The sequence below is a fragment of the Providencia manganoxydans genome, from assembly GCF_016618195.1.
Classification (GTDB): Bacteria; Pseudomonadota; Gammaproteobacteria; order Enterobacterales; family Enterobacteriaceae; genus Providencia; species Providencia manganoxydans.
Genome location: NZ_CP067099.1, coordinates 455,151 through 478,990 on the forward strand (window position 1 = coordinate 455,151; position 23,840 = coordinate 478,990).

23 protein-coding genes are annotated in these 23,840 nt (G+C 43.2%); 21 read left to right on the forward strand and 2 right to left on the reverse strand.

Features of this window, described 5'->3' with window-relative positions:
• Window positions 1-40 precede the first annotated feature (40 nt).
• The gene (locus JI723_RS01985; RefSeq protein ID WP_337979748.1) at window positions 41-1,975 is read right to left on the reverse strand and encodes an ABC transporter ATP-binding protein; all 1,935 of its coding nucleotides are present in this window, start codon (window positions 1,973-1,975) and stop codon (window positions 41-43) included.
• A 299-nt stretch (window positions 1,976-2,274) separates the two neighbouring features.
• Here JI723_RS01985 and kefG point away from each other — a divergent pair, with 299 nt between their 5' ends.
• The 5 genes from kefG (at window position 2,275) to JI723_RS02010 (ending at window position 7,084) form a co-directional block, all read left to right on the forward strand.
• Complete coding sequence (gene kefG / locus JI723_RS01990) at window positions 2,275-2,829, forward strand: glutathione-regulated potassium-efflux system ancillary protein KefG (protein WP_070929372.1); 555 nt, start codon at window positions 2,275-2,277, stop codon at window positions 2,827-2,829.
• Window positions 2,829-4,634: a glutathione-regulated potassium-efflux system protein KefB gene (gene kefB, locus JI723_RS01995; RefSeq protein WP_272580462.1), complete on the forward strand. Its 1,806-nt coding sequence runs from the start codon at window positions 2,829-2,831 to the stop codon at window positions 4,632-4,634. The genes kefG and kefB overlap by 1 nt, the downstream gene beginning before the upstream one ends.
• 11 nt (window positions 4,635-4,645) lie before the next feature.
• Window positions 4,646-4,849 carry a YheV family putative zinc ribbon protein gene (locus JI723_RS02000; protein WP_070929370.1) on the forward strand — a complete coding sequence of 68 codons (204 nt, stop codon included), beginning with the start codon at window positions 4,646-4,648 and terminating at the stop codon, window positions 4,847-4,849.
• Between the two features lie 87 nt (window positions 4,850-4,936).
• The gene (slyD, locus tag JI723_RS02005; RefSeq protein ID WP_070929369.1) at window positions 4,937-5,533 is read left to right on the forward strand and encodes a peptidylprolyl isomerase; all 597 of its coding nucleotides are present in this window, start codon (window positions 4,937-4,939) and stop codon (window positions 5,531-5,533) included.
• Window positions 5,534-5,761: 228 nt separating this feature from the next.
• Window positions 5,762-7,084 (forward strand): aryl-sulfate sulfotransferase, encoded by a 1,323-nt coding sequence (locus JI723_RS02010; protein ID WP_337979749.1) that lies wholly within the window; start codon window positions 5,762-5,764, stop codon window positions 7,082-7,084.
• A 97-nt stretch (window positions 7,085-7,181) separates the two neighbouring features.
• Here JI723_RS02010 and JI723_RS02015 read toward each other — a convergent pair whose 3' ends face one another.
• Window positions 7,182-7,403 carry a SlyX family protein gene (locus JI723_RS02015; protein ID WP_070929367.1) on the reverse strand — a complete coding sequence of 74 codons (222 nt, stop codon included), beginning with the start codon at window positions 7,401-7,403 and terminating at the stop codon, window positions 7,182-7,184.
• 340 nt (window positions 7,404-7,743) lie between these two features.
• Between JI723_RS02015 and fkpA the strand changes: the two genes are divergently transcribed.
• The 16 genes from fkpA to rpoB all read left to right on the forward strand — a co-directional run bounded on the left by fkpA (window position 7,744) and on the right by rpoB (window position 23,776).
• Window positions 7,744-8,496: an FKBP-type peptidyl-prolyl cis-trans isomerase gene (gene fkpA, locus JI723_RS02020; protein ID WP_272580460.1), complete on the forward strand. Its 753-nt coding sequence runs from the start codon at window positions 7,744-7,746 to the stop codon at window positions 8,494-8,496.
• Between the two features lie 408 nt (window positions 8,497-8,904).
• Window positions 8,905-9,609 carry a helix-turn-helix transcriptional regulator gene (locus tag JI723_RS02025; RefSeq protein WP_070929365.1) on the forward strand — a complete coding sequence of 235 codons (705 nt, stop codon included), beginning with the start codon at window positions 8,905-8,907 and terminating at the stop codon, window positions 9,607-9,609.
• The gene (gene tusD / locus JI723_RS02030; RefSeq protein WP_318710198.1) at window positions 9,606-10,007 is read left to right on the forward strand and encodes a sulfurtransferase complex subunit TusD; all 402 of its coding nucleotides are present in this window, start codon (window positions 9,606-9,608) and stop codon (window positions 10,005-10,007) included. Before JI723_RS02025 ends, tusD begins: the two co-directional genes overlap by 4 nt.
• 7 nt (window positions 10,008-10,014) lie before the next feature.
• A complete protein-coding gene (tusC, locus tag JI723_RS02035; RefSeq protein ID WP_070929363.1) occupies window positions 10,015-10,374 on the forward strand; it encodes a sulfurtransferase complex subunit TusC in 360 nt (119 codons plus the stop codon).
• A gap of 20 nt (window positions 10,375-10,394) precedes the next feature.
• Window positions 10,395-10,682 carry a sulfurtransferase complex subunit TusB gene (tusB, locus tag JI723_RS02040; RefSeq protein WP_070929362.1) on the forward strand — a complete coding sequence of 96 codons (288 nt, stop codon included), beginning with the start codon at window positions 10,395-10,397 and terminating at the stop codon, window positions 10,680-10,682.
• Between the two features lie 135 nt (window positions 10,683-10,817).
• Window positions 10,818-11,192: a 30S ribosomal protein S12 gene (gene rpsL, locus JI723_RS02045; protein WP_004923923.1), complete on the forward strand. Its 375-nt coding sequence runs from the start codon at window positions 10,818-10,820 to the stop codon at window positions 11,190-11,192.
• Window positions 11,193-11,290: 98 nt separating this feature from the next.
• Entirely contained in the window at window positions 11,291-11,761 is a 471-nt protein-coding gene (gene rpsG, locus JI723_RS02050) for a 30S ribosomal protein S7 (protein ID WP_004262486.1), read from the forward strand.
• A gap of 83 nt (window positions 11,762-11,844) precedes the next feature.
• Complete coding sequence (gene fusA, locus JI723_RS02055; protein ID WP_070929361.1) at window positions 11,845-13,977, forward strand: elongation factor G; 2,133 nt, start codon at window positions 11,845-11,847, stop codon at window positions 13,975-13,977.
• A 77-nt stretch (window positions 13,978-14,054) separates the two neighbouring features.
• On the forward strand, window positions 14,055-15,239 hold the full coding sequence (gene tuf, locus JI723_RS02060; RefSeq protein ID WP_337979750.1) for an elongation factor Tu: 1,185 nt from the start codon (window positions 14,055-14,057) through the stop codon (window positions 15,237-15,239).
• 676 nt (window positions 15,240-15,915) lie between these two features.
• Entirely contained in the window at window positions 15,916-16,302 is a 387-nt protein-coding gene (secE, locus tag JI723_RS02065) for a preprotein translocase subunit SecE (protein WP_070928482.1), read from the forward strand.
• Window positions 16,303-16,848 carry a transcription termination/antitermination protein NusG gene (gene nusG / locus JI723_RS02070; protein ID WP_070928484.1) on the forward strand — a complete coding sequence of 182 codons (546 nt, stop codon included), beginning with the start codon at window positions 16,303-16,305 and terminating at the stop codon, window positions 16,846-16,848. It begins immediately after the preceding gene.
• A gap of 166 nt (window positions 16,849-17,014) precedes the next feature.
• On the forward strand, window positions 17,015-17,443 hold the full coding sequence (gene rplK / locus JI723_RS02075; protein ID WP_004264379.1) for a 50S ribosomal protein L11: 429 nt from the start codon (window positions 17,015-17,017) through the stop codon (window positions 17,441-17,443).
• 3 nt (window positions 17,444-17,446) lie between these two features.
• Window positions 17,447-18,148: a 50S ribosomal protein L1 gene (gene rplA / locus JI723_RS02080; protein ID WP_070928486.1), complete on the forward strand. Its 702-nt coding sequence runs from the start codon at window positions 17,447-17,449 to the stop codon at window positions 18,146-18,148.
• Window positions 18,149-18,475: 327 nt separating this feature from the next.
• Window positions 18,476-18,973, forward strand: a complete 498-nt coding sequence (rplJ, locus tag JI723_RS02085; protein ID WP_070928488.1) for a 50S ribosomal protein L10 — start codon at window positions 18,476-18,478, stop codon at window positions 18,971-18,973.
• A gap of 60 nt (window positions 18,974-19,033) precedes the next feature.
• Window positions 19,034-19,399 carry a 50S ribosomal protein L7/L12 gene (gene rplL, locus JI723_RS02090; protein WP_070928490.1) on the forward strand — a complete coding sequence of 122 codons (366 nt, stop codon included), beginning with the start codon at window positions 19,034-19,036 and terminating at the stop codon, window positions 19,397-19,399.
• A 348-nt stretch (window positions 19,400-19,747) separates the two neighbouring features.
• The gene (gene rpoB / locus JI723_RS02095; RefSeq protein WP_070928492.1) at window positions 19,748-23,776 is read left to right on the forward strand and encodes a DNA-directed RNA polymerase subunit beta; all 4,029 of its coding nucleotides are present in this window, start codon (window positions 19,748-19,750) and stop codon (window positions 23,774-23,776) included.
• Window positions 23,777-23,840: the final 64 nt, after the last annotated feature.

A 23,840-nucleotide genomic window follows, 5' to 3' on the forward strand; every position in this document is an offset into this window, starting at 1 on the left:
TATGTTTGCAAACTACCCTACTATTAAGTTTAAGATACTCTTAGTTAGATTCAAACTCACTGGTCATGGTTTCAAGCTGCTCTTGCAGCTCCATCCATGCCATTTCAACCTCTTCCAATGCATTTTTTTGCTCTGTTTGTTTTTTTAAACATTCAGCGAGCTCTGCTTTGCGCTCTTGCTCGTAAATGGCTGCATCAGAAAGAGTGGCTTCTAGTTCAGCGAGTACACTAGAGTGTTTTTCCATTTTCTTTTCTAATTCAGTCAGCTGTTTACGGATAGGTTGCGTTTGTTGGCGAAATTCGGCTTCGCGGCGTTTTTGATCTTTCCTATCTTGTGCCGTGACGGTTGCTGTATTTGCTGGGCGATCTTTTTCTTGTAGATCACGGGCCTGCTGCAACTCCATTTTATTTTGTTCCGCTAACCATTGTTGGTAATCTTCCAGATCACCATCAAACGGTTCAACTAAACCATCATGAACCAAATAAAGGTCATCTGTGGTAGAACGTAGTAAATGCCTATCATGGGAAACGACAACCAATGCACCTTCAAAATCAATCAAAGCTTCGGTCAGAGCTTGGCGCATATCTAAATCAAGGTGGTTAGTCGGTTCATCGAGTAGTAATAAATTAGGGCGTTGCCAAACAATTAGCGCCAAAACTAAGCGTGCTTTCTCTCCACCCGAAAAACGGCCGCTTGGGTCAGTGACTTGGTCACCTTTAAAGCCAAATCCACCTAAATAATCGCGTAATTGCTGTTCAGTTTCTTGTGGTGCTAGCCTTGCAAGGTGTTGTAATGGTGATTCATCAGCATGCAAATATTCCAACTGATGCTGAGCAAAATAGCCTAATTTGATCCCTTTTGCTAAAGAAACGCTACCTTGTAAGGGTTGTAAATCATCAGCGAGTAATTTGATTAGCGTTGATTTACCTGCACCATTGCGACCTAATAGGCCAATACGTGACCCCAGTACTAAATTCAATTTAATTGATTTTAGAATAATTGTATCACCATAACCTGCACTGACTTTTTCCATTTTCAGTAATGGATTTGGTAAGCTTTCAGGCTGGCGGAATGAAAAATGGAAAGGGTTATCCACATGAGCGGGAGCGACCATTTCCATGCGTTCAAGCATTTTTATACGGCTTTGAGCTTGCTTGGCTTTAGTCGCTTGTGCTCTAAAGCGATCGATATAACTTTGCAAGTGAGCCGCTTTAGCTTGTTGGCTCTCATAGAGAGATTGTTGCTGAGCTAGCTTGGTTGCGCGCTGACGCTCAAAAGAGGAATAGTTACCGGTGTACTCGAATAAGGTTTCTTGCTCAATATGTAGGACTTTATCGATAATTGGATCGAGGAAGTCACGGTCATGAGAGATTAATATGAGTGTGCCAGAATAGCTTTTTAGCCATTTTTCCAGCCAAATGACGGCATCTAAATCAAGGTGGTTGGTTGGCTCATCCAATAATAATAAATCGGAACGGCAAAGTAGTGCTTGTGCAAGGTTAAGGCGCATGCGCCATCCACCTGAAAATGACTTTACAGGTTCTTGCAATTGGTTTTGGCTAAAGCCAAGGCCATGTAACAGGCTGGATGCCCGTGAGCGAATGCTCCATGCATTGATGGCATCAAGTTGGCCGTGTAGTGCAGCGATTGAATGACCATCGTTTTTTTCATTAGCAAGTTGTAGTTGTTGTTCAAGAGCGCGGAATTCACGATCGCCATCTATCACATATTCTAATGCAGGAATGTCTAATGCCGGAGTTTCTTGATTCACCCAAGCGAGTGCCCACGTACTTGGAAAATTGGCAGAGCCTGCTTCGGCTTGTAATTCACCTTTAAGCAAAGAAAGCAGTGTTGATTTGCCGCAACCGTTTTTACCTACTAGCCCAACTTTTTGGCCTGGGTTAATGGTTGCGGTGGCATTATCGAGTAAAACACGCACGCCACGGCGAATTTGTAAGGAAGAGAAAACAATCATAGCAGCCGTCAGTTGAAAATATGTTAAATTATATAATAAATACCCTAGAATTTTCAGCTGGTATACGACCATACGAAAATGTGTAGGTGTGCACTCGTTATACTTCAAGTTGCAGGGCTTTTCATTGAGGTATAAGTGGCTATGCTACGCTCACCTTACATAGTTTATCTATGTTTCCCGCCTACCTTCGTTTGTCGTCTACCTGCAACTCGAATTATTTAGAGTATAAAATAAAAGTAATATGCAGGCAGCATGGTAACGGAAAATTATCCGTCTGACACGCCTTTGAGGAGGGAAAGATGTCAAATAAGCCGAAAGTATTAGTGCTCTATGCACATCCAGACCCTGAAGAATCCGTCGCGAATAAAGCATTGCTTGATGCCATTAAGGATTTAGAGCATGTGACGGTTCATGATCTTTATGCGATTTATCCAGACTATTTTATAGATGTGAATGCCGAACAAAAATTAGTATGTCAATTTGACATTATTGTGTTCCAACATCCTCTTTATACTTATAGCTGCCCGGCCCTATTAAAAGAGTGGTTCGATAGAGTATTAACGCGTCGTTTTGCAACAGATATGGGGTATCAAAAACTAAAAGGCAAATATTGGCGTTCGATTATAACGACGGGAGAGCCTCAAGAGGCGTATCAACATGGTGGGTATAACCGCTATCCGCTAAGTGAGATTTTACGTCCATTTGAGTTAACGGCAGCCATGTGTGATATGCAATGGTTAGAACCTAATATTATTTATGCTGCACGTAGGCAGCGTAAAGAGCATCTACAGGAAATTATTGCGGGATACCGTGAATGGTTACAGCAGCCTCTGCAAATAGGGGGCTTATCCTGATGGATCAACTTAATTTATTTGAATCAGTAATTATCTTCCTCTGTGCTGGTGTGGTGATGGTGCCTATAGCACAGAAGATCCGCTTGGGCGCCGTTCTCGGTTATTTATTGGCAGGGATCGTGATCGGCCCATTCGCATTGGGTTTTATTCGCAATGTAGACGATATTCTCCATTTTTCTGAAATGGGGGTAGTTTTCCTGATGTTTTTGATTGGATTGGAACTCAAACCCTCTAAATTGTGGGAACTACGTCGCTCTATTTTTGGTGTGGGTACCGCTCAAGTTGTGGTGACCGCTTCTATCATGGCAGGCCTGCTATTATTGGCAAAATTTTCTTGGCAAGCAGCTGTCGTCGGTGGTCTTGGTATGGCGATGTCATCAACGGCGATGGCCTTACAATTGATGAATGAAAAAGGGATGTCGAATAAAGAGAGCGGTCAACTTGGCTTCTCTGTATTGCTGTTTCAAGATATGGCAGTGATCCCTATTATGGCACTGATCCCATTGCTAGCGGGTGATACTGCAAGCAGTGATTGGTACCGTATTGGTTTAAAAGTGATTGCCTTTGTTGGTTTATGGGTCGTTGGACGCTATTTGCTACGTCCGATGTTCCGTTTAGCAGCCAAATCAGGAGTTCATGAGATTTTCACCGCTGCGGCATTATTGGTCGTACTAGGTTCAGCTCTGATTATGGAGAGCCTTGGTTTTTCAATGGCACTCGGTACTTTTATGGCGGGGGTCATGTTAGCTGAAACCGAATTTCGCCATGAATTAGAAATCAATATTGAGCCATTTAAAGGGCTACTACTAGGGTTATTTTTTATCTCAGTAGGGATGTCGTTGAATTTACAAATTCTATGGAGCTATTTACCGCAAGTTTTACTAGGAGTATTGCTGCTAGTTGCGGTTAAAGCGTTGGTCCTTTATATCCTCAGTTGGATAGCTAAACTGCGTAATGGCGCAAGAGCCCAATTTGCAGGGGTATTAAGCCAAGGTGGTGAATTTGCATTTGTGATTTTTGCCACTGCATCAGGAGCAAGCGTGATTGATGAAAGGCAAATGGATCTGCTCTTAGTGGTTGTCACCCTCTCTATGATGACAACGCCATTAGTAATGCAATTAATCGATGGGTATCTCAACTACCGTTATAACCGCCATCCTGTTTCAAATGAAAAGCCCTTTGTTGAAGATAACGATCCTCATGTGATTTTAGTTGGTTTTGGCCGAATGGGGCAGGTCGTGGGGCGTTTATTGATGGCGAATAAAGTAAAAATTACCGTACTTGAGCAGGATGTCACAGCAATCAGCACCATGCGCCGCTATGGTTATAAGGTTTACTATGGTGATGCACGTGAATTGCAGTTATTACGTTCGGCAGGCGCTGAAAAGGCAAAAGCCATTGTGATCACCAGTGATGTACCTGAAGAAGTAATGGAAATTGTACACTTATGCCAAGAAAATTTTCCTAATTTACATATTATCGCTCGAGCAAAAGGGCGGGTAGAAGCCCATGAATTATTACAAAATGGTGTTCAAGATTTTAGCCGTGAAACGTTCTCTAGTGCATTAGAATTAGGCAGCAAGGCATTAATTAGTACAGGTATGCATCCCCATAAAGCTTATCGAGCTAAACAGCATTTCCGTCGATTAGATATGCGAACTTTAAGAGAGATTATTCCTGAAAATGAAGGGGATAGTGGCCAAGTTTCTCGAGTTAAAGAGGCGCGACGAGAGCTGAATGAACTATTTGAAAAAGAGATGTTAAGGGAGCATCGCCAGCCCCATAACTGGAACCATGATGAATAAAGGGCAGTATTATGTCGTCAACACGTAAACGGTTTATCGCAGGGGCAGTTTGCCCTAAATGCCAATCACAAGACACACTGATGATGTGGCGTGAAGATAAAATTGATGTGGTTGAATGTGTCAATTGCGGCGATCAGCAACGCCAAGTTGATGACACTGCAACACCTCATGTGAGAAAACAGGAACAAGTCATTGGTATTTTTACACCTGAATAAGGGGAATTTTGTCAATTTTCAATACAGCAGTCTTGTTTTCCGGTACAATCGACAAAATTTTTCCCCCTATGGGTAGTAGGAGATGTCATGAAAGTAGCAAAAGATTTGGTAGTCAGCTTGGCTTATCAAGTAAGAACAGAAGATGGTGTTTTAGTTGATGAGTCTCCGGCGAATGCGCCACTTGACTATCTACATGGCCGTGGTTCTTTAATTTCTGGTTTAGAGAAAGCATTAGAAGGTCGTGCTGTTGGTGATCATTTTGATGTTGAAGTTGCCTCTGACGACGCTTATGGCCAATACGATGACAACTTAGTTCAACGCGTTCCTAAAGATGTCTTTATGGGTGTTGAAGAGTTGCAAGTGGGTATGCGTTTCTTAGCTGACACAGACATGGGACCAGTACCTGTTGAAATTACAGGTATTGAAGGTGATGAAGTTATCGTCGATGGTAACCACATGCTGGCGGGTCAAAACCTGAAGTTTAATGTTGAAGTCATGGCAATCCGTGAAGCAACAGAAGAAGAGTTGGCTCATGGCCACGTACACGGTGCTGATGGCCACGATCACGACCACGAAGGTGGTTGCTGCGGTGGTAGTCATGGTCATAGCCATGGCGAAGAAAGTGGTTGCTGTGGTGGCGGTGAAGGTCACGGTCACAAACATGGCGGCTGTGGTTGCCACTAATTATAGTCATCGATCATAGGTGATAAAAGATTAATTCCTTAACACCTGATCTATAAAAGGCCTCCAAGAGTTGGGTAACCAATTAATGGAGGCCTTTTTGTTTATGGTGTTTTTAATCTTGTTATAGGCCTAAATTTTTTTGTTATTCATTGTTTTTCTTCGATTAAATTATTATTTCGCTATCGATGTTCTACTGTTTATTTTATTAACATTAATAGGGAATAAATCATGGGGTGCCCGTCTGTTTATCCTACAAAAACAACTGTTTATAAAAAAGATCAAACATGGAATGGCTATACATTATTTAATACGGCAAATAATAAAGGTGCCGTATTGATTGATATGAATGGTAATGAGATCCATGCTTGGCCAAAAGCGTTAGGTGCTCTTAGTAAAATGTTACCTAACGGAGATTTACTTTGTTGCAGTGAAATCGAACACAATTTTCAATGTCATGAAGACAAAAAAATTGTGCAATTAGACTGGTATGGCAATGTTATTTGGTCATTTGATCGTTTTGAATGTTTGGTTGATGAATTCGGAATAGCAACTTGGTCTGCAAGAACACATCATGATTACCAACGTGAAGGTAACCCTGTTGGTTATTACTCCCCTGAATTATTAGCAAAAACTGATTCTGGCAATAGTTTATTACTTTGTAATAATAAACCACTATTAGATGATGTCATTGTGGAGATCGATTGGCAGGGAAATATTATTTGGGAATGGGCATTTAACGACCATTTTTTCGAATTAGGTTTTGATCAGATAGCGAAAAAGGTGATTTATCATAATCCTAATTTGATAAGTCATGGTGAAATAGGCGATTACTTACATATTAACAGCCTGTCACGTCTTGGTCCCAATAAACACTTCGATAACGGTCATCCAAATTTCCATCCAGATAATATTATTTGGAGTTCCCGCGAGGCCAATATTGTTGGTATCACCAGCCGTCAAACAGGCAAAGTTGTTTGGCAAATAGGCCCTGATTATACAGAAGCAAGGTTCAAACATTTAGATTGGATGATTGGCCAACATCACGCACATCTCATCCCAAAAGGATTGCCTGGTGCTGGAAATATTTTGCTATTTGATAACGGTTGGAAAGCGGGTTATGGGCAATCGACACCAAACTCATCTGATGGTTTAAAAAATGCGTGTCGAGACTATTCTCGCGTGCTGGAAATTGATCCAATTAGTTTTGAAATTATTTGGCAATATTCGGCAAATGAACAGGGAACGAAGCAGGGCGCGAAAGTAACAATAAATAAATACCAATTTTATAGCCCTCATGTGAGTAGTGCCCAAAGACTGTTAAATGGAAATACGTTAATTACCGAAGGAAGTAATGGGCGGCTTATTGAAGTCACCAAAGAAAATAGAATTGTTTGGGAATATATTTCTCCATACCAATCTTCTGGTCTGGAAGCGCATAATAAGATCTATCGAGCATACCGTGTTCCCTATGATTGGCTTCCTCAACTCAGCAAGGGAAGTGAGATAGCATTACCTGACATTGATAATAGGCGGTTTCATATCAAAGGATAAATAGATTATTTCGCTATTAGAGAGGTCAACTCACTTTTTGAAACTTGAAATGAGCTAAATCAGCAATCCATTTATAGATTTAGCTACTTGAATTTATCTAATAGTGAGGCGGTGGTGTTTCTTCTTCAGGCCTTGCTAAGTGAGAAGATTGAGAGGATTTTAGTCGTTCTGCCACGATACGTATGTGTTCTTGTAATTTGGATAATTGCATTTGCTGATCCGTGATTACTTGGTTAAGTTGCTCTATCGTGAGTTCTTGGAAAGCAACTTTACTCTCTAAAAGCTCAAGGCGCTGTTCAAAAGCCTGCGATGAATCCATTTTTAGTGCTCCTTATGGTTTTTCATCATAAATTAATCATCGTAATAACCGAACATTACAAATCAATAGATAAGTTTTAGTTAAACAGATAGGCGCTGAAACCTCTTTTTGGTAATGTTGTCTAACTAGCCATCTGTATTCTGTAATTCTTTTCTATACTTTAATCATTCGAGGTGCGGCTAGGCGACCAGTGATTGAGTCGCTAGGTGCATAGAAAACATTGTGTTCAGGCGTAATAGCATGTAGTCAACAACGCTGCCACATTAAAGTATAACCAGTATATACTGAATGACAGACAATAAGTAACAACATATACCTATAATAGATATCGGAGATTAGGATGAAATCACTGTTTAAGGCAAGTCTTCTGGCAACAACATTAGCATTGGCATTTACTGCTCCACAAGTAATGGCTGCGGAAACTACTGCTAAAGCGCCAACAAGTAGCGCATTTAAATCAGCCGAAGAACGCAATGCCTATGCATTAGGTGCGTCTTTAGGGCGCTATATGCAAAACTCACTGGAAGAGCAAAAAAGCATCGGTGTAAACCTAGATAAAGCTCAGCTTCTGGCTGGTGTTCAAGATACTTTCAACGGCAAAAGCAAAATGACTGATACTGAAGTGGAAGAAACTTTACGTCAGTTTGAAGGCCAAGTTAAACAAGCGGCTGAAAAGAAAATGAAAGATGAATCAGCGGCTAATGAAAAAGCGGGTGCTGAGTACCGCGAAAAATATGCGAAAGAAAAAGGCGTAGTTAAAACAAAATCAGGCTTACTGTATAAAATCGAAAAAGAAGGTACTGGTGCTAAGCCAAAACCTGAGGATACTGTCGTTGTTAACTACAAAGGTATGTTAACTGATGGTACTGAGTTTGATAGCTCATATTCACGCAATGAGCCACTGACTATCCCATTAAATTCAGTCATCAAAGGTTGGACTGAAGGTCTAGTTAATGTGAAAAAAGGCGGTAAAATCCAATTAGTGATCCCTGCTGATCTGGCTTATGGTGAAAACGGTGTTCCAGGTATTCCTGCAAATTCAACGCTAGTATTTGATGTTGAATTGCTAGATATAAAACCAGCTACAAAATAATTTGCCAACAATAGGGCAAAGACTCAGCGAAATTTGAGTGTCTTCATTAGAGGTGCATTTATTGCACCTCTAATTATTTGGCCTAGAAATACTATGGTTAATGAGTAATCAATTGATTATTAATAGGTATATAAGAAAATTATAACCAGTTTAGTCTCCGCTCAATATTTTAAAAACCTGCTAAAATTAAGACTTTTTTTGTTTAAAACTTGTGATAAAACAAACTGTCTTGTACGCAACTGCTTGACGTCAGCCCTTCGTAGTTTTACCTTCAGTATATTCGGCCTAATTATTTATCGCCATATTTGCTGACCGCGAACAATGCAATGAAGCTCAAAGCATCGAACAATTAACGCTTCATTCGTCAGTATGGCGAATTTGCTTACACTTGAAGGATGGTGTTTAAAAATGTCTAACTCAGTACTTTCGAACGACCACAGTGATATTAATTTATTAAATAACGAGCCTTTTACCGCGGTTGACCATGAAATTTTAAAATCATATGAAGCCGCCGTAGATGGCTTAGCTATGTTGATAGGTGCACATTGTGAAATTGTCCTTCATTCATTGGAAGATTTAAAATGTTCAGCCGTCAGAATAGCCAATGGGCAACATACTGGGCGTCAAATAGGATCACCAATTACTGATCTCGCATTACGTATGCTGCATGATATGGCTGATGAAGAATCAAATGTCTCTAAGGCCTATTTCACCAAAGCGAAAAGTGGTGATTTAATGAAATCAGTCACAATAGCTATCCGTAACCGTCATCAGCGTGTTATCGGGCTATTGTGTATTAATATGAACCTTGATGTTCCATTTTCTGAAATTATTAAAAGTTTTGTTCCAGAAGAAAAACAAGAGATTACTTCTGATGTTAACTTTGCTTCTTCAGTCGATGACCTTGTTGCACAAACATTAGAATTTACGATTGAAGAGGTGGGAGCAGATCGTAACGTATCAAACAATGCGAAAAACAAGCAAGTTGTACTCAACCTGTACGAAAAAGGTATTTTTGATATTAAAGATGCCATCAACCAAGTGGCAGATCGTTTAAATATCTCTAAACATACGGTTTATCTTTATATTCGCCAATTTAAGAGTGAGGAATGAGTCAACAACCTCTCACATACTGCTTGTTAGTAACGGGGCCTGCTTATGGCACTCAGCAAGCGACCAGCGCCTATCAATTTGCTTGTGCTCTTCTGAAAGAAGGGCACCGCTTAAAAACACTCTTTTTTTATAGTGAAGGAGTGGCAAATGCGAACGAATTAACCTCCCCCGCCAATGATGAGTTCAATTTAGTTAAAGCATGGCAGCAACTGGCAGAAACAGCGGGCTGTGAAATGCACATTTGCGTTTCTGCGGCACTTCGTCGAGGAGTTGTTGATGATGAGCAAGCTAAACTATTAAGATTGCCATCAAACAACTTAGGTGCCGGTTTTACCATGAGTGGGCTAGGAAGTTTAGCTGAGGCAATGATGATAGCAGACCGAACCATCCGTTTCTGAGGCTGACATGAAAAAATTTGCCTTTGTTTTTACATCAATGCCCCATGGAAATAACAGTGGTCGTGAAGGGCTGGATGCGCTATTAGCCACATCCGCATTGACTGAAGATATCAGTGTCTTTTTTCTCTCTGATGGTGTTTGCCAATTGCTTGCTCATCAAAGCCCTCAAGAAATATTGGCAAGAGACTATATTTCAACATTTAAAGTTCTTCCTCTCTACGACATTGATAAAATTTATATCTGTGCGGATTCATTAGCGGAAAGAGGGATTAGCGAGCACAGCGAATGGGTGGTGGAAGCAACTGTCATCAGTTCGACACAAATTCGCGATAAATTATCTGACTTTGATGTTGTGCTTAAATTTTGATCTGTTGTAGGATCTTTTCTATGCTTTATACTATAGCCGCTTCACCTTTCCAGTGTGACTTCACGGCAATATTAAGGCTAATTACGCCTAATGATGCTGTATTACTACTGCAAGATGGTGTTGTTGCCGCAATTAGGCAATCTTCCCATCTAGGTGAACTTCAAAAAAAAGGTGTACCAATCTACGCATTAAGTGCAGATGTTAATGCGCGGGGCTTACAGTATATGATTTCAGAGCAGGTAACTTTAGCCTCATATCAGGATTTTGTTCAACTAACTGTGAGCCATAAACAACATTTTGCCCTATAAATGGGTTAAAAGTTGTATATTTCTTGACACCTGAGCCAGTCGGCAATAAAATTTCGCGTCCTCGTGTATCGTCATGCTGGCGAACGAGGTCGAAATCCGTGTTTACGAAGCAAAAAACCAGGAGCTTTTTTAATAATGGCAACTATTAATCAGCTGGTACGCAAATCTCGTAGCTCGAAAGTTGTTAAAAGCAACGTTCCAGCACTGGAAGCTTGCCCGCAAAAACGTGGCGTATGTACTCGTGTATATACCACCACTCCTAAAAAACCTAACTCAGCACTACGTAAAGTGTGCCGTGTTCGTTTAACTAACGGTTATGAAGTTTCTTCCTACATTGGTGGTGAAGGCCACAACTTGCAGGAGCACTCCGTAATCCTAATCCGTGGCGGTCGTGTTAAAGACTTGCCTGGTGTGCGTTATCACACCGTTCGCGGCGCACTGGACTGTTCTGGTGTTAAAGACCGCAAACAAGCCCGTTCTAAATACGGTGCTAAAAAACCTAAGGCTTAATGGTTCTCCGTTAAGTAAGGCCAAACATTTTTAATCTTAATGTCAAAATACTCTAATAGAGTTTTGGGCAAACCTGAATTAACAACGGAGTAATATCCATGCCACGTCGTCGCGTAATTGGTCAACGTAAAATTCTTCCAGATCCTAAGTTCGGATCAGAATTACTGGCCAAGTTTGTGAACATCCTGATGGTAGACGGGAAAAAATCTACTGCTGAAGCAATCGTATATAACGCGCTTGAGACCCTGGCTCAGCGTTCTGGTAAGACTGAACTTGACGCATTCGAACTAGCACTAGACAACGTGCGTCCGACCGTCGAAGTTAAATCTCGCCGTGTTGGTGGTTCAACTTACCAAGTTCCTGTTGAAGTTCGTCCGGTTCGTCGTAATGCTCTGGCAATGCGTTGGATCGTTGATGCTGCTCGTAAACGCGGTGATAAGTCAATGGCTCTGCGCCTGGCAAACGAATTATCGGATGCAGCTGAGAACAAAGGTTCTGCTGTTAAGAAACGTGAAGACGTTCACCGTATGGCAGAAGCTAACAAGGCGTTCGCTCACTACCGTTGGTAATTTCGCCACATTAGTGATGCTTCTTAGGGTAGCCTTCCGCTACCCTTTATATGATGAATTGAACGCCCACGAGAGAGGAAAAAATGGCCCGTCAAACGCCCATATCACGCTATCGTAACATCGGTATCAGTGCACACATCGACGCCGGTAAAACAACAACTTCTGAACGTATTCTGTTTTATACAGGTGTAAACCATAAAATTGGTGAAACGCACGAAGGTTCTGCAACAATGGACTGGATGGAACAGGAGCAAGAGCGTGGTATCACTATCACGTCTGCTGCGACTACTGCATTCTGGTCTGGTATGGCAAAACAGTTCGAGCCACACCGTGTTAACATCATCGACACCCCAGGACACGTTGACTTCACAATCGAAGTAGAACGTTCAATGCGTGTTCTTGATGGCGCAGTAATGGTTTACTGTGCAGTTGGTGGTGTTCAGCCACAGTCTGAAACTGTATGGCGTCAGGCTAACAAATATCAAGTTCCACGTATCGCGTTCGTTAACAAAATGGACCGTATGGGAGCTAACTTCCTGCGCGTTGTTGATCAACTGAAAACGCGTTTGGGAGCAAACCCAGTTCCACTACAACTGCCTGTTGGTGCTGAAGAAGGCTTCACCGGTGTTGTTGACTTGATCAAAATGAAAGCGATCAAGTGGAGCGATGAAGATCAGGGCGTTACCTTCGAATACGAAGATATCCCTGCTGATATGCAAGATCTAGCTGAAGAATGGCACAACTTCTTAGTTGAGTCAGCAGCAGAAGCATCAGAAGAGCTGATGGAAAAATATTTGGGCGGTGATGAACTGTCTGAAGCTGAAATCAAAGCTGCTCTTCGTCAACGCGTTCTTGCAAGCGAAATTATCCTGGTTACCTGTGGTTCTGCATTTAAGAACAAAGGTGTTCAGGCGATGCTGGATGCAGTAATCGAGTTCTTACCAGCACCTACAGATGTACCTGCAATTAAAGGTATTCTGGATGATGGTAAAGATACTCCAGCTGAACGTCACGCAAGTGACGATGAGCCATTCTCATCTTTAGCATTTAAAATTGCAACCGACCCGTTTGTTGGTAACTTGACGTTCTTCCGTGTCTACTCTGGTTTTGTTAACTCAGGTGACACTGTTCTGAACCCAGTTAAATCCAAAAAAGAACGTTTTGGTCGTATCGTTCAGATGCACGCTAACAAGCGTGAAGAGATCAAAGAAGTTCGCGCTGGTGACATCGCGGCTGCTATCGGTCTGAAAGATGTTACTACAGGTGATACTCTGTGTGCAGTTGATGCGCCAATCATCTTAGAACGTATGGAATTCCCAGAGCCAGTAATCTCTGTTGCAATTGAACCAAAAACTAAAGCTGACCAAGAAAAAATGGGTATCGCTCTGGGCCGTTTGGCTCAAGAAGATCCATCATTCCGCGTATCAAGTGATGAAGAAACGGGTCAAACCATCATCGCTGGTATGGGTGAATTGCACTTGGACGTTCTAGTTGACCGTATGCGTCGTGAGTTCAAAGTTGAAGCGAACGTAGGTAAACCACAAGTTGCTTACCGTGAAGCTATCACAATGAAAGTTACCGATATTGAAGGTAAGCACGCTAAGCAGTCTGGTGGTCGTGGTCAGTATGGTCATGTTGTTATCGACATGTTCCCACTGGACAAAACAGACAAAGACGGCAAGGCAATGGACTACGAATTTATCAACGAAATCAAGGGTGGTGTAATTCCAACTGAATACATCCCTGCGGTTGATAAAGGTCTTCAAGAGCAGCTGAAATCAGGTCCTCTGGCTGGTTACCCAGTTCTTAACATGGGTGTTCGTCTACATTTCGGTTCTTACCATGATGTTGACTCCTCTGAACTGGCGTTTAAACTGGCGGCATCGATCGCGTTTAAAGATGGCTTCAAAAAAGCAAAACCTGTTCTGCTTGAGCCAATCATGAAAGTTGAAGTGGAAACACCTGAAGACTACATGGGCGACGTTATTGGTGACCTGAACCGTCGTCGTGGTATGATTGAAGGTATGGATGACATGGTCGGTGGTATTGGCAAAATTGTTCGTGCACAAGTACCATTGTCAGAAATGTTTGGTTACGCTACTGACCTGCGTTCACAAACGCAAGGCCGCGCTTCATACTCTATGGAGTTCTTGAAGTACGAAGCAGCACCAACCAACGTTGCACAAGCTGTTATCGAAGCTCGTAACGCTAAATAATCGGTTTTAATCGATTTAACTACTTTAATTAAGTTCCCTCTTTATAGTGAAGTGGGAACTCCATAAGGAATAGAGTCGTGTCTAAAGAAAAATTTGAACGTTCAAAACCGCACGTTAACGTTGGTACAATCGGCCACGTTGACCACGGTAAAACTACCCTGACAGCAGCAATCACTACTGTTCTGGCAAAAACTTACGGCGGTAGCGCTCGTGCATTCGATCAAATCGATAACGCACCAGAAGAAAAAGCGCGTGGTATCACCATTTCTACTTCTCACGTAGAATACGATACTCCTACTCGTCACTACGCACACGTAGACTGCCCAGGACACGCCGACTATGTTAAAAACATGATCACTGGTGCTGCTCAGATGGACGGTGCAATCCTAGTTGTTGCTGCGACTGATGGTCCTATGCCACAAACTCGTGAGCACATCCTGTTAGGTCGTCAGGTTGGTGTTCCTTACATCATCGTTTTCCTGAACAAATGTGACATGGTAGACGACGAAGAGCTGCTGGAACTGGTAGAAATGGAAGTTCGTGAGCTTCTGTCTCAGTACGATTTCCCAGGCGATGACACTCCAGTTATCCGTGGTTCAGCTCTGAAAGCGCTGGAAGGCAACCCAGAGTGGGAAGCGAAAATTGTTGAATTAGCAGAAGCACTGGATAGCTACATCCCAGAGCCAGAGCGTGCAATTGACAAGCCATTCCTGCTACCAATCGAAGACGTATTCTCAATCTCAGGTCGTGGTACAGTAGTAACAGGCCGTGTTGAGCGTGGTATCATCAAAGTTGGTGAAGAAGTTGAAATCGTTGGTATCCAAGCAACGGCTAAAACAACTTGTACTGGCGTTGAAATGTTCCGTAAACTGCTGGACGAAGGTCGTGCGGGTGAGAACGTAGGTGTTCTGCTGCGTGGTACTAAGCGTGAAGAAATTCAACGTGGTCAAGTACTGGCAAAACCAGGTTCAATCAAGCCACACACTCAGTTCGAGTCAGAAGTTTATATCCTGAGCAAAGATGAAGGTGGTCGTCATACTCCTTTCTTCAAAGGTTACCGTCCACAGTTCTACTTCCGTACAACTGACGTAACCGGTACTATCGAACTGCCAGAAGGCGTAGAGATGGTAATGCCAGGTGATAACATCAACATGATCGTTACCCTGATCCACCCAATCGCGATGGATGACGGTTTGCGTTTCGCAATCCGTGAAGGTGGCCGTACAGTAGGTGCGGGTGTTGTTGCAAGAATCATTGCATAATCACAACCCACTTTAGTGAAAAGGGCATCTATAGGATGCCCTTTTTATACTTGAAATAATTCAAGACGCATTTAATTGATGGTGCAGTTAGTACTATCAATAACGTGGTGTCTGGGATTTTATCGAGTATAACGTTGTAAAATTAAGAACCTATCTCATCAATAGTTGTTGAAATTATTGGTGAGATAGGCTCTGAAACAACGAAATATCAACTGTATCAGCAGCTTTGTGCAGTTATATGAGATTTATTAAGGTTTTGCTCAGAAGATATGGTATATTTTACCGTTGCCAGATTTAGAAATTCGTTTTCATAAATAAAATGGCAAAAAATTTGCTGGGCATGCTAGAAATGGCCTGTGAAATAGATAGTGCGAACGTATCGGCCTGTCTTTTAACTTTGCAGGTGTTGTCAATGATACCCCTTTCTGACTTAGCAAGCTTGGCTGGTAGTATATACCCCAAATAATTCGAGTTGCAGGTAGGCGACAAGCGAAGATAGGCGGGGAGCATAGATAAACTATGTGACCCGGTTAGCTGAGCGTAGTCAACACCGCTGCAACTTGAAGAATTGAGGGTATATAAGGGATATGTTGGCATATTCTATTGGTTCGGTCAGCTGGTCTTACATTTGTAAGCTAGCGGGCTTTATACATACTTCATGGTAACAGGTTGAATTATGAGTGCGAATAGCGAAGCTCAAGGAAGTGGACGCGGTGTAGACGTCTTTAAGTGGGTCGTGGTTGCGGTCCTGCTAATGATTGCTATAGTTGGCAACTATTACTTCCGTCAATATAATCTCGCGCTGCGTGCTTTTGCTGTTGTGGTTGTTGTCGCCATTGCAGGGGCTGTCGCTTTGTGGACCACAAAGGGCAAACAAACATTAGCGTTTGCGCGTGAAGCTCGCATTGAAATGCGAAAAGTGATTTGGCCAACTCGCCAAGAAGCATTACAAACGACTTTGATTGTTGCTGTAGTAACGGCTGTTATGTCGTTAATACTGTGGGGATTAGATGGTATCCTAGTACGTTTAGTTTCGTTTATTACAAGCCTGAGGTTATTCTAAATGTCAGATTCACCTAAAAAGCGCTGGTATGTGATTCAGGCTTTCTCTGGTTTTGAAGGCCGTGTAGCGCAGTCCCTGCGCGAACATATCAAATTACATGGTATGGAAGACTCTTTCGGCGAAGTTATGGTGCCAACGGAAGAAGTTGTTGAGATCCGTAGTGGTCAGCGCCGTAAGAGTGAACGTAAGTTTTTTCCAGGCTATGTATTAGTTCAAATGGTTATGAATGATGAGTCATGGCACTTAGTACGTAGCGTACCTCGTGTTATGGGCTTTATCGGTGGGACTTCGGATCGCCCTGCACCAATTAGTGATAAAGAAGTTGATGCGATTATGAATCGCCTGCAACAAGTTGGTGATAAACCACGTCCGAAAACCTTGTTTGAGCCGGGTGAAATGGTTCGTGTTAGCGATGGTCCATTTGCTGACTTTAACGGTGTTGTGGAAGAAGTGGATTATGAAAAGAGCCGCTTGAAGGTCTCTGTATCTATTTTCGGTCGTGCGACGCCTGTCGAGTTGGATTTCAGCCAAGTCGAAAAAGCATAGTCTTAGCGACAAAACTGGCTTGCAAAAGGTGTGAAATTTATCTATAATTTCGCGCCTTTTGTTTTTTACGTTACGCAAAATTAGCCGTAAAAGTTAATTTGCGGGGCGTGTTAATTAACGGGGAGCCTATTATTTAGGCGCTATTACCCATCTAGAGGAAATATTCATGGCTAAGAAAGTACAAGCCTACGTCAAGCTGCAAGTTGCAGCTGGTATGGCTAACCCAAGCCCACCGGTTGGTCCAGCACTGGGTCAACAAGGTGTGAACATCATGGAATTCTGTAAAGCGTTCAACGCAAAAACAGACAGCCTAGAAAAAGGCCTGCCAATTCCTGTTGTTATCACAGTTTATGCAGACCGTTCTTTCACTTTCGTTACTAAGACGCCTCCTGCGGCAGTTCTGCTGAAAAAAGCAGCTGGCGTTAAGTCTGGTTCTGGTAAGCCGAACAAAGACAAAGTAGGTAAAGTGACCTCTGCTCAGATTCGCGAAATCGCTGAAACTAAAGCTGCGGACATGACTGGTGCTGATGTTGACGCTATGATGCGTTCAATCGAAGGTACTGCTCGTTCCATGGGCCTGGTTGTGGAGGATTAATCAATGGCTAAACTGAATAAGCGCATGCGCAATATCCGTGAAAAAGTTGATGCAACTAAACAGTATGACATCAATGAAGCCGTTGCTCTGCTGAAAGAATTAGCGACTGCTAAGTTCGTAGAAAGCGTTGACGTTGCTGTTAACCTCGGCATCGACGCTCGTAAATCTGACCAGAACGTACGTGGTGCTACTGTACTGCCACACGGTACTGGCCGTTCAGTTCGCGTTGCTGTCTTTACTCAAGGCGCAAACGCAGAAGCTGCTAAAGCAGCTGGTGCTGAACTGGTTGGTATGGAAGATCTGGCTGATAAAATCAAAGCTGGCGAAATGGATTTTGACGTTGTTATTGCTTCTCCAGATGCAATGCGCGTTGTTGGCCAATTAGGTCAAATCTTAGGCCCACGTGGTCTGATGCCAAACCCGAAAGTTGGTACTGTAACGCCTAACGTTGCTGAAGCAGTTCAAAATGCTAAAGCAGGTCAGGTTCGTTACCGTAACGACAAAAACGGTATTATCCACACTACTATCGGTAAAGTTGACTTTGATGCTGACAAACTGAAAGAAAACCTAGAAGCACTGCTAGTTGCGCTGAAAAAAGCAAAACCAGCTTCTGCTAAAGGTGTTTTCATTAAGAAAGTTAGCCTGTCTACTACGATGGGTGCTGGTGTTGCTATTGACCAATCAGGTCTGTCAGCAGCAGTTTAATACCTTAGCTGATAGCTAATTTGGTAATTAAACTTTACCTTTGCGTCAGATTTGTATAAAATCTGACGCCTTGAGTTTGTTAGTGCTATTTAAAGTGTTAGCAAACCACGAATTTCGGTATGGAGTCTGGCCTTTCCAGACCCCGTCCAAGACCGCAGGTGTGGTTCTTAGTTATTAATAACTACTTAATTTACCTGCGTAGACGGTGACAGAGATACCCAGAATTTTATTTTGGCTTCTGCTCACCGTGTTTTAGCGCCCTACACATGTCGTGTTTGGGTGATGTGAGTCCCGGGGTTTCCCGGTTAATCCAGGAGCAAGAAGCTAATGGCACTAAATCTTCAAGACAAACAAGCGATTGTTGCTGAAGTCAGCGAAGTAGCCAAAGGCGCGCTTTCTGCAGTTGTTGCTGATTCACGCGGCGTAACTGTAGCAAAAATGACTGAACTGCGTAAAGCAGGTCGCGAAGCTGGCGTTTATATCCGTGTTGTTCGTAACACACTGATCCGCCGTGCTGTTGAAGGAACTTCTTATGATGTTCTGAAAGACGCGTTTGTTGGTCCAACCTTAATTGCTTTCTCTAACGAACACCCGGGCGCTGCTGCTCGTCTGTTCAAAGAGTTCGCGAAAGCGAATCCAGCATTTGAGATTAAAGCTGCGGCCTTTGAAGGTGAGTTAATCCAAGCGAAAGATATCGATCGTCTGGCAACACTCCCAACTTACGAAGAAGCAATCGCACGCCTGATGTCAACCATGAAAGAAGCCGCTGCAGGCAAACTGGTTCGTACTCTGGCTGCTCTGCGCGATCAGAAAGAAGCTGCATAAGCCCTTTCCTTCGTTGCTTTTTAACGTATAAACTATTTCTGAATTTTAGGAACACTTGTTATGTCTATCACTAAAGACCAAATCCTTGACGCAGTTGCTGAAATGTCTGTAATGGACGTTGTTGAACTGATCACTATGATGGAAGAAAAATTCGGCGTTTCTGCTGCTGCTGCTGTAGCTGTAGCTGCGGGCCCAGCTGAAGCTGCTGAAGAAAAAACTGAGTTCGACGTTGTTCTGTCTGCTGTTGGCGGTAACAAAGTTGCAGTTATCAAAGCAGTTCGTGGTGCAACCGGTCTTGGCCTGAAAGAAGCTAAAGATATGGTAGAATCTGCGCCAGCAGTTATCAAAGAAGCTGCTAGCAAAGACGAAGCTGAAACTCTGAAAAAATCTCTTGAAGAAGCTGGTGCTTCTGTTGAGCTTAAATAAGTTCAGTTTTCAGTTTGCAGCCTAACTTAAAGGCTGATGGCTGGTGATTTTTTAATCACCAGCCTTTTTGCGCTGTAAAGCGTGATTGGGTGTTAACAGCTTTTTCACGCAATTTTGATGTTAACAAACCCTCCAATACTTCTTTCTATTGACGACTTAATATACTGTGTTCTCAGCTACGACCCGCTCGGGTAGCTCGGTAGTCAGAGTGGCACAATGAAATGATTTAAGAGTAATAGCAATGAGTATTACGGAAAGTGTTCATTTTCCATTTCAAAAAATAGCGTTAGCGATGCTGTCCTTATGGACGGACAGAGTGGGTCACTGATCAGCGAGCTGAGGAACCCTATGGTTTACTCCTATACCGAGAAAAAACGTATTCGTAAGGATTTTGGTAAACGTCCACAAGTGTTGGATGTACCTTATCTCCTTTCTATCCAACTTGACTCGTTCCAGAAGTTTATCGAGCAAGATCCTGATGGTCAGAACGGGCTGGAAGCAGCATTCCGTTCTGTGTTTCCTATTCAGAGCTACAGCGGCAATGCTGAACTGCAATATGTCAGCTACCGCCTAGGTGAGCCTGTTTTTGACGTTAAAGAATGTCAAATCCGTGGTGTCACGTACTCTGCGCCATTGCGTGTTAAGTTACGCCTCATTGTTTATGAGCGTGAAGCACCTGAAGGCACCGTAAAAGACATCAAAGAACAAGAAGTCTACATGGGTGAAATTCCACTCATGACCGAAAACGGTACTTTCGTTATTAACGGTACTGAGCGTGTTATCGTTTCTCAGTTACACCGTAGCCCAGGTGTGTTCTTCGACAGCGACAAAGGTAAAACACACTCATCAGGTAAAGTCCTGTATAACGCGCGTATTATCCCTTACCGTGGTTCATGGCTTGATTTCGAATTCGATCCGAAAGATAACCTGTTTGTACGTATTGACCGTCGCCGTAAATTACCAGCGACCATTATTCTGCGTGCAATGGATTACAGCACTGAAGACATCTTAAACCTGTTCTTCGAAAAAACTGTTTTCCAAATCCGTGACAACAAACTGATGATGACGCTAGTTCCTGAGCGTCTACGTGGTGAAACGGCTTCGTTTGATATCGAAGCAAACGGCAAAGTCTATGTAGAAAAAGGCCGTCGTATCACTGCTCGTCACATCCGTTTACTGGAGAAAGAAGAAGTCAACAGCATTGAAGTGCCTGTTGAATACATCGCCGGTAAAGTGGTCGCAAGAGATTACATTGATGAAAGCACCGGTGAGCTGATTTGTGCAGCAAACATGGAACTTTCATTAGATATGTTGGCACGCCTGAGCCAGTCTGGTCATAAAACAATTGAAACATTGTTTACTAACGACCTAGACCACGGTGCTTATATCTCTGAAACCGTTCGTGTCGACCCAACGAATGACCGCCTGAGTGCATTGGTAGAAATCTACCGCATGATGCGCCCTGGTGAGCCACCAACTCGTGAAGCTGCTGAAAACTTGTTCGATAACCTGTTCTTCTCTGAAGACCGTTACGACTTGTCTGCGGTAGGTCGCATGAAGTTCAACCGTTCACTGGGCCGTGATGAAATCGAAGGTTCAGGTATCCTGAGTGAAGAAGACATCATTGATGTGATGCGTAAGCTCATTGATATCCGTAACGGTAAAGGCGAAGTCGATGATATCGACCACTTAGGTAACCGTCGTATTCGTTCTGTTGGTGAAATGGCAGAGAACCAGTTCCGTGTAGGTCTGGTCCGTGTTGAGCGTGCAGTGAAAGAGCGTCTTTCTCTGGGCGACCTTGATGCACTGATGCCACAAGATATGATCAACGCGAAGCCAATTTCTGCGGCAGTGAAAGAGTTCTTTGGTTCCAGCCAGTTGTCTCAATTTATGGACCAGAACAACCCACTGTCTGAAATCACGCATAAACGCCGTATCTCTGCGTTAGGCCCTGGTGGTCTGACTCGTGAGCGCGCGGGCTTTGAAGTACGTGACGTTCACCCAACTCACTACGGTCGTGTATGTCCAATCGAAACGCCTGAAGGTCCGAACATCGGTCTGATCAACTCATTGTCTGTTTATGCACAGACCAACGAGTATGGTTTCCTTGAAACCCCTTACCGTTTAGTTCGTGATGGTATCGTTACTGACGAAATTCACTATCTGTCTGCAATTGAAGAAGGTAACTTCATCATTGCACAGGCAAACACCGTATTAGATGAAGATGGTGGTTTCGTTGAAGAACTGATTACTTGTCGTAACCATGGTGAATCAAGCTTATTCAGCCGCGATCAGGTTGAATATATGGACGTTTCGACTCAACAGGTGGTTTCTGTTGGTGCGTCACTGATCCCATTCCTTGAACACGATGATGCTAACCGTGCATTGATGGGTGCGAACATGCAACGTCAAGCGGTTCCTACTTTACGTGCTGACAAACCATTAGTCGGTACAGGTATGGAACGTGCAGTAGCGGTTGACTCCGGTGTAACTGCGGTTGCAAGACGCGGTGGTTCAGTTCAGTACGTTGATGCGTCACGTATCGTTATCAAAGTTAACGAAGACGAGATGTATCCAGGCGAAGCTGGAATCGACATTTATAACCTGACTAAATATACCCGTTCTAACCAGAACACCTGTATTAATCAGATGCCTTGTGTATCGTTAGGTGAACCAATCGAACGTGGTGACGTGTTAGCTGATGGTCCTTCAACTGACCTTGGTGAATTGGCACTTGGCCAAAACATGCGCGTGGCATTTATGCCATGGAATGGTTATAACTTCGAAGACTCCATCCTTGTTTCTGAGCGTGTTGTTCAAGAAGACCGTTTCACAACGATCCATATTCAGGAACTCTCTTGCGTGTCTCGTGACACCAAATTAGGGCCTGAAGAAATTACTGCTGACATTCCAAACGTCGGTGAAGCTGCACTCTCTAAACTCGATGAGTCTGGTATTGTGTATATCGGTGCTGAAGTTAAAGGCGGCGATATCCTAGTTGGTAAAGTGACACCTAAAGGTGAAACTCAACTGACTCCAGAAGAGAAACTGCTGCGCGCAATCTTCGGTGAAAAAGCGTCTGACGTTAAAGACTCTTCTTTACGTGTTCCTAACGGTGTTTCCGGTACAGTTATCGATGTACAGGTATTTACTCGTGATGGCGTAGAGAAAGACAAACGTGCGCTTGAAATCGAAGAAACTCAGTTACGTGAAGCGAAAAAAGACTTAACTGAAGAGCTACGTATCTTCGAAGCAGGTCTGTTTGCACGTATTCGTTCTGTATTGGTTAACGGCGGAATTGAAGCTGAAAAACTGGATAAACTGCCTCGCGATCGTTGGTTAGAGCTGTCTCTGGCTGATGAAGAGAAACAGAACCAGTTAGAGCAATTAGCTGAACAGTACGACGAACTGAAATCTGAGTTCGAGAAAAAACTCGATGCGAAACGTCGTAAGATCACCCAAGGTGATGATCTGGCTCCAGGCGTACTGAAAATTGTTAAGGTTTATCTGGCTGTTAAACGTCAGATCCAACCGGGTGATAAAATGGCGGGTCGCCATGGTAACAAAGGTGTTATCTCAAAAATCAACCCAGTTGAAGACATGCCTTACGATGAAAACGGTAACCCTGTAGACATCGTTCTGAACCCGCTGGGCGTACCATCACGTATGAACATCGGTCAGATTCTGGAAACCCACTTGGGTATGGCAGCGAAAGGTATTGGTGACAAAATCAATGCTATGCTTAAACAGCAGCAAGAAGTTGCTAAACTGCGTGAGTTTATCCAGAAAGCCTACGATCTTGGTGATGACCCACGTCAGAAAGTCGATTTAAATACTTTCTCTGACGATGAAGTTATGCGTCTGGCTGAGAACCTGAAAAAAGGTATGCCAATTGCAACACCAGTGTTCGATGGTGCGAAAGAGTTTGAAATTAAAGAACTGTTGAAACTGGGTGGTCTGCCAACTTCAGGTCAGATTACATTGTTCGATGGTCGTACTGGTGAGAAGTTTGAGCGTCAAGTAACTGTTGGTTACATGTACATGCTGAAACTGAACCACTTGGTTGACGATAAGATGCACGCCCGTTCTACAGGTTCTTATAGCTTGGTTACTCAGCAGCCGCTGGGTGGTAAAGCGCAGTTCGGTGGACAGCGTTTCGGGGAGATGGAAGTGTGGGCACTGGAAGCATACGGTGCAGCCTATACGCTCCAAGAAATGTTGACTGTTAAGTCGGATGACGTTAACGGCCGTACGAAGATGTATAAAAACATCGTCGATGGTAGCCATCAGATGGAACCAGGTATGCCGGAATCCTTCAACGTATTGTTGAAAGAGATCCGTTCACTGGGTATCAACATCGAACTGGAAGACGAGTAATTCGTTTGTACCGGAAGGCGAATTTTGCCTTCCGGCCAGTAATAAGTACTGGGATTAGGGGAGA

Bases quoted from the DNA above. Each gene is read 5' to 3' on its own strand.
- JI723_RS01985 (WP_337979748.1), bottom strand. From the start codon at position 1,975: ATGATTGTTTTCTCTTCCTTACAAATTCGCCGTGGCGTGCGTGTTTTA.
- kefG (WP_070929372.1), top strand. From the start codon at position 2,275: ATGTCAAATAAGCCGAAAGTATTAGTGCTCTATGCACATCCAGACCCT.
- kefB (WP_272580462.1), top strand. From the start codon at position 2,829: ATGGATCAACTTAATTTATTTGAATCAGTAATTATCTTCCTCTGTGCT.
- JI723_RS02000 (WP_070929370.1), top strand. From the start codon at position 4,646: ATGTCGTCAACACGTAAACGGTTTATCGCAGGGGCAGTTTGCCCTAAA.
- slyD (WP_070929369.1), top strand. From the start codon at position 4,937: ATGAAAGTAGCAAAAGATTTGGTAGTCAGCTTGGCTTATCAAGTAAGA.
- JI723_RS02010 (WP_337979749.1), top strand. From the start codon at position 5,762: ATGGGGTGCCCGTCTGTTTATCCTACAAAAACAACTGTTTATAAAAAA.
- JI723_RS02015 (WP_070929367.1), bottom strand. From the start codon at position 7,403: ATGGATTCATCGCAGGCTTTTGAACAGCGCCTTGAGCTTTTAGAGAGT.
- fkpA (WP_272580460.1), top strand. From the start codon at position 7,744: ATGAAATCACTGTTTAAGGCAAGTCTTCTGGCAACAACATTAGCATTG.
- JI723_RS02025 (WP_070929365.1), top strand. From the start codon at position 8,905: ATGTCTAACTCAGTACTTTCGAACGACCACAGTGATATTAATTTATTA.
- tusD (WP_318710198.1), top strand. From the start codon at position 9,606: ATGAGTCAACAACCTCTCACATACTGCTTGTTAGTAACGGGGCCTGCT.
- tusC (WP_070929363.1), top strand. From the start codon at position 10,015: ATGAAAAAATTTGCCTTTGTTTTTACATCAATGCCCCATGGAAATAAC.
- tusB (WP_070929362.1), top strand. From the start codon at position 10,395: ATGCTTTATACTATAGCCGCTTCACCTTTCCAGTGTGACTTCACGGCA.
- rpsL (WP_004923923.1), top strand. From the start codon at position 10,818: ATGGCAACTATTAATCAGCTGGTACGCAAATCTCGTAGCTCGAAAGTT.
- rpsG (WP_004262486.1), top strand. From the start codon at position 11,291: ATGCCACGTCGTCGCGTAATTGGTCAACGTAAAATTCTTCCAGATCCT.
- fusA (WP_070929361.1), top strand. From the start codon at position 11,845: ATGGCCCGTCAAACGCCCATATCACGCTATCGTAACATCGGTATCAGT.
- secE (WP_070928482.1), top strand. From the start codon at position 15,916: ATGAGTGCGAATAGCGAAGCTCAAGGAAGTGGACGCGGTGTAGACGTC.
- nusG (WP_070928484.1), top strand. From the start codon at position 16,303: ATGTCAGATTCACCTAAAAAGCGCTGGTATGTGATTCAGGCTTTCTCT.
- rplK (WP_004264379.1), top strand. From the start codon at position 17,015: ATGGCTAAGAAAGTACAAGCCTACGTCAAGCTGCAAGTTGCAGCTGGT.
- rplA (WP_070928486.1), top strand. From the start codon at position 17,447: ATGGCTAAACTGAATAAGCGCATGCGCAATATCCGTGAAAAAGTTGAT.
- rplJ (WP_070928488.1), top strand. From the start codon at position 18,476: ATGGCACTAAATCTTCAAGACAAACAAGCGATTGTTGCTGAAGTCAGC.
- rplL (WP_070928490.1), top strand. From the start codon at position 19,034: ATGTCTATCACTAAAGACCAAATCCTTGACGCAGTTGCTGAAATGTCT.
- rpoB (WP_070928492.1), top strand. From the start codon at position 19,748: ATGGTTTACTCCTATACCGAGAAAAAACGTATTCGTAAGGATTTTGGT.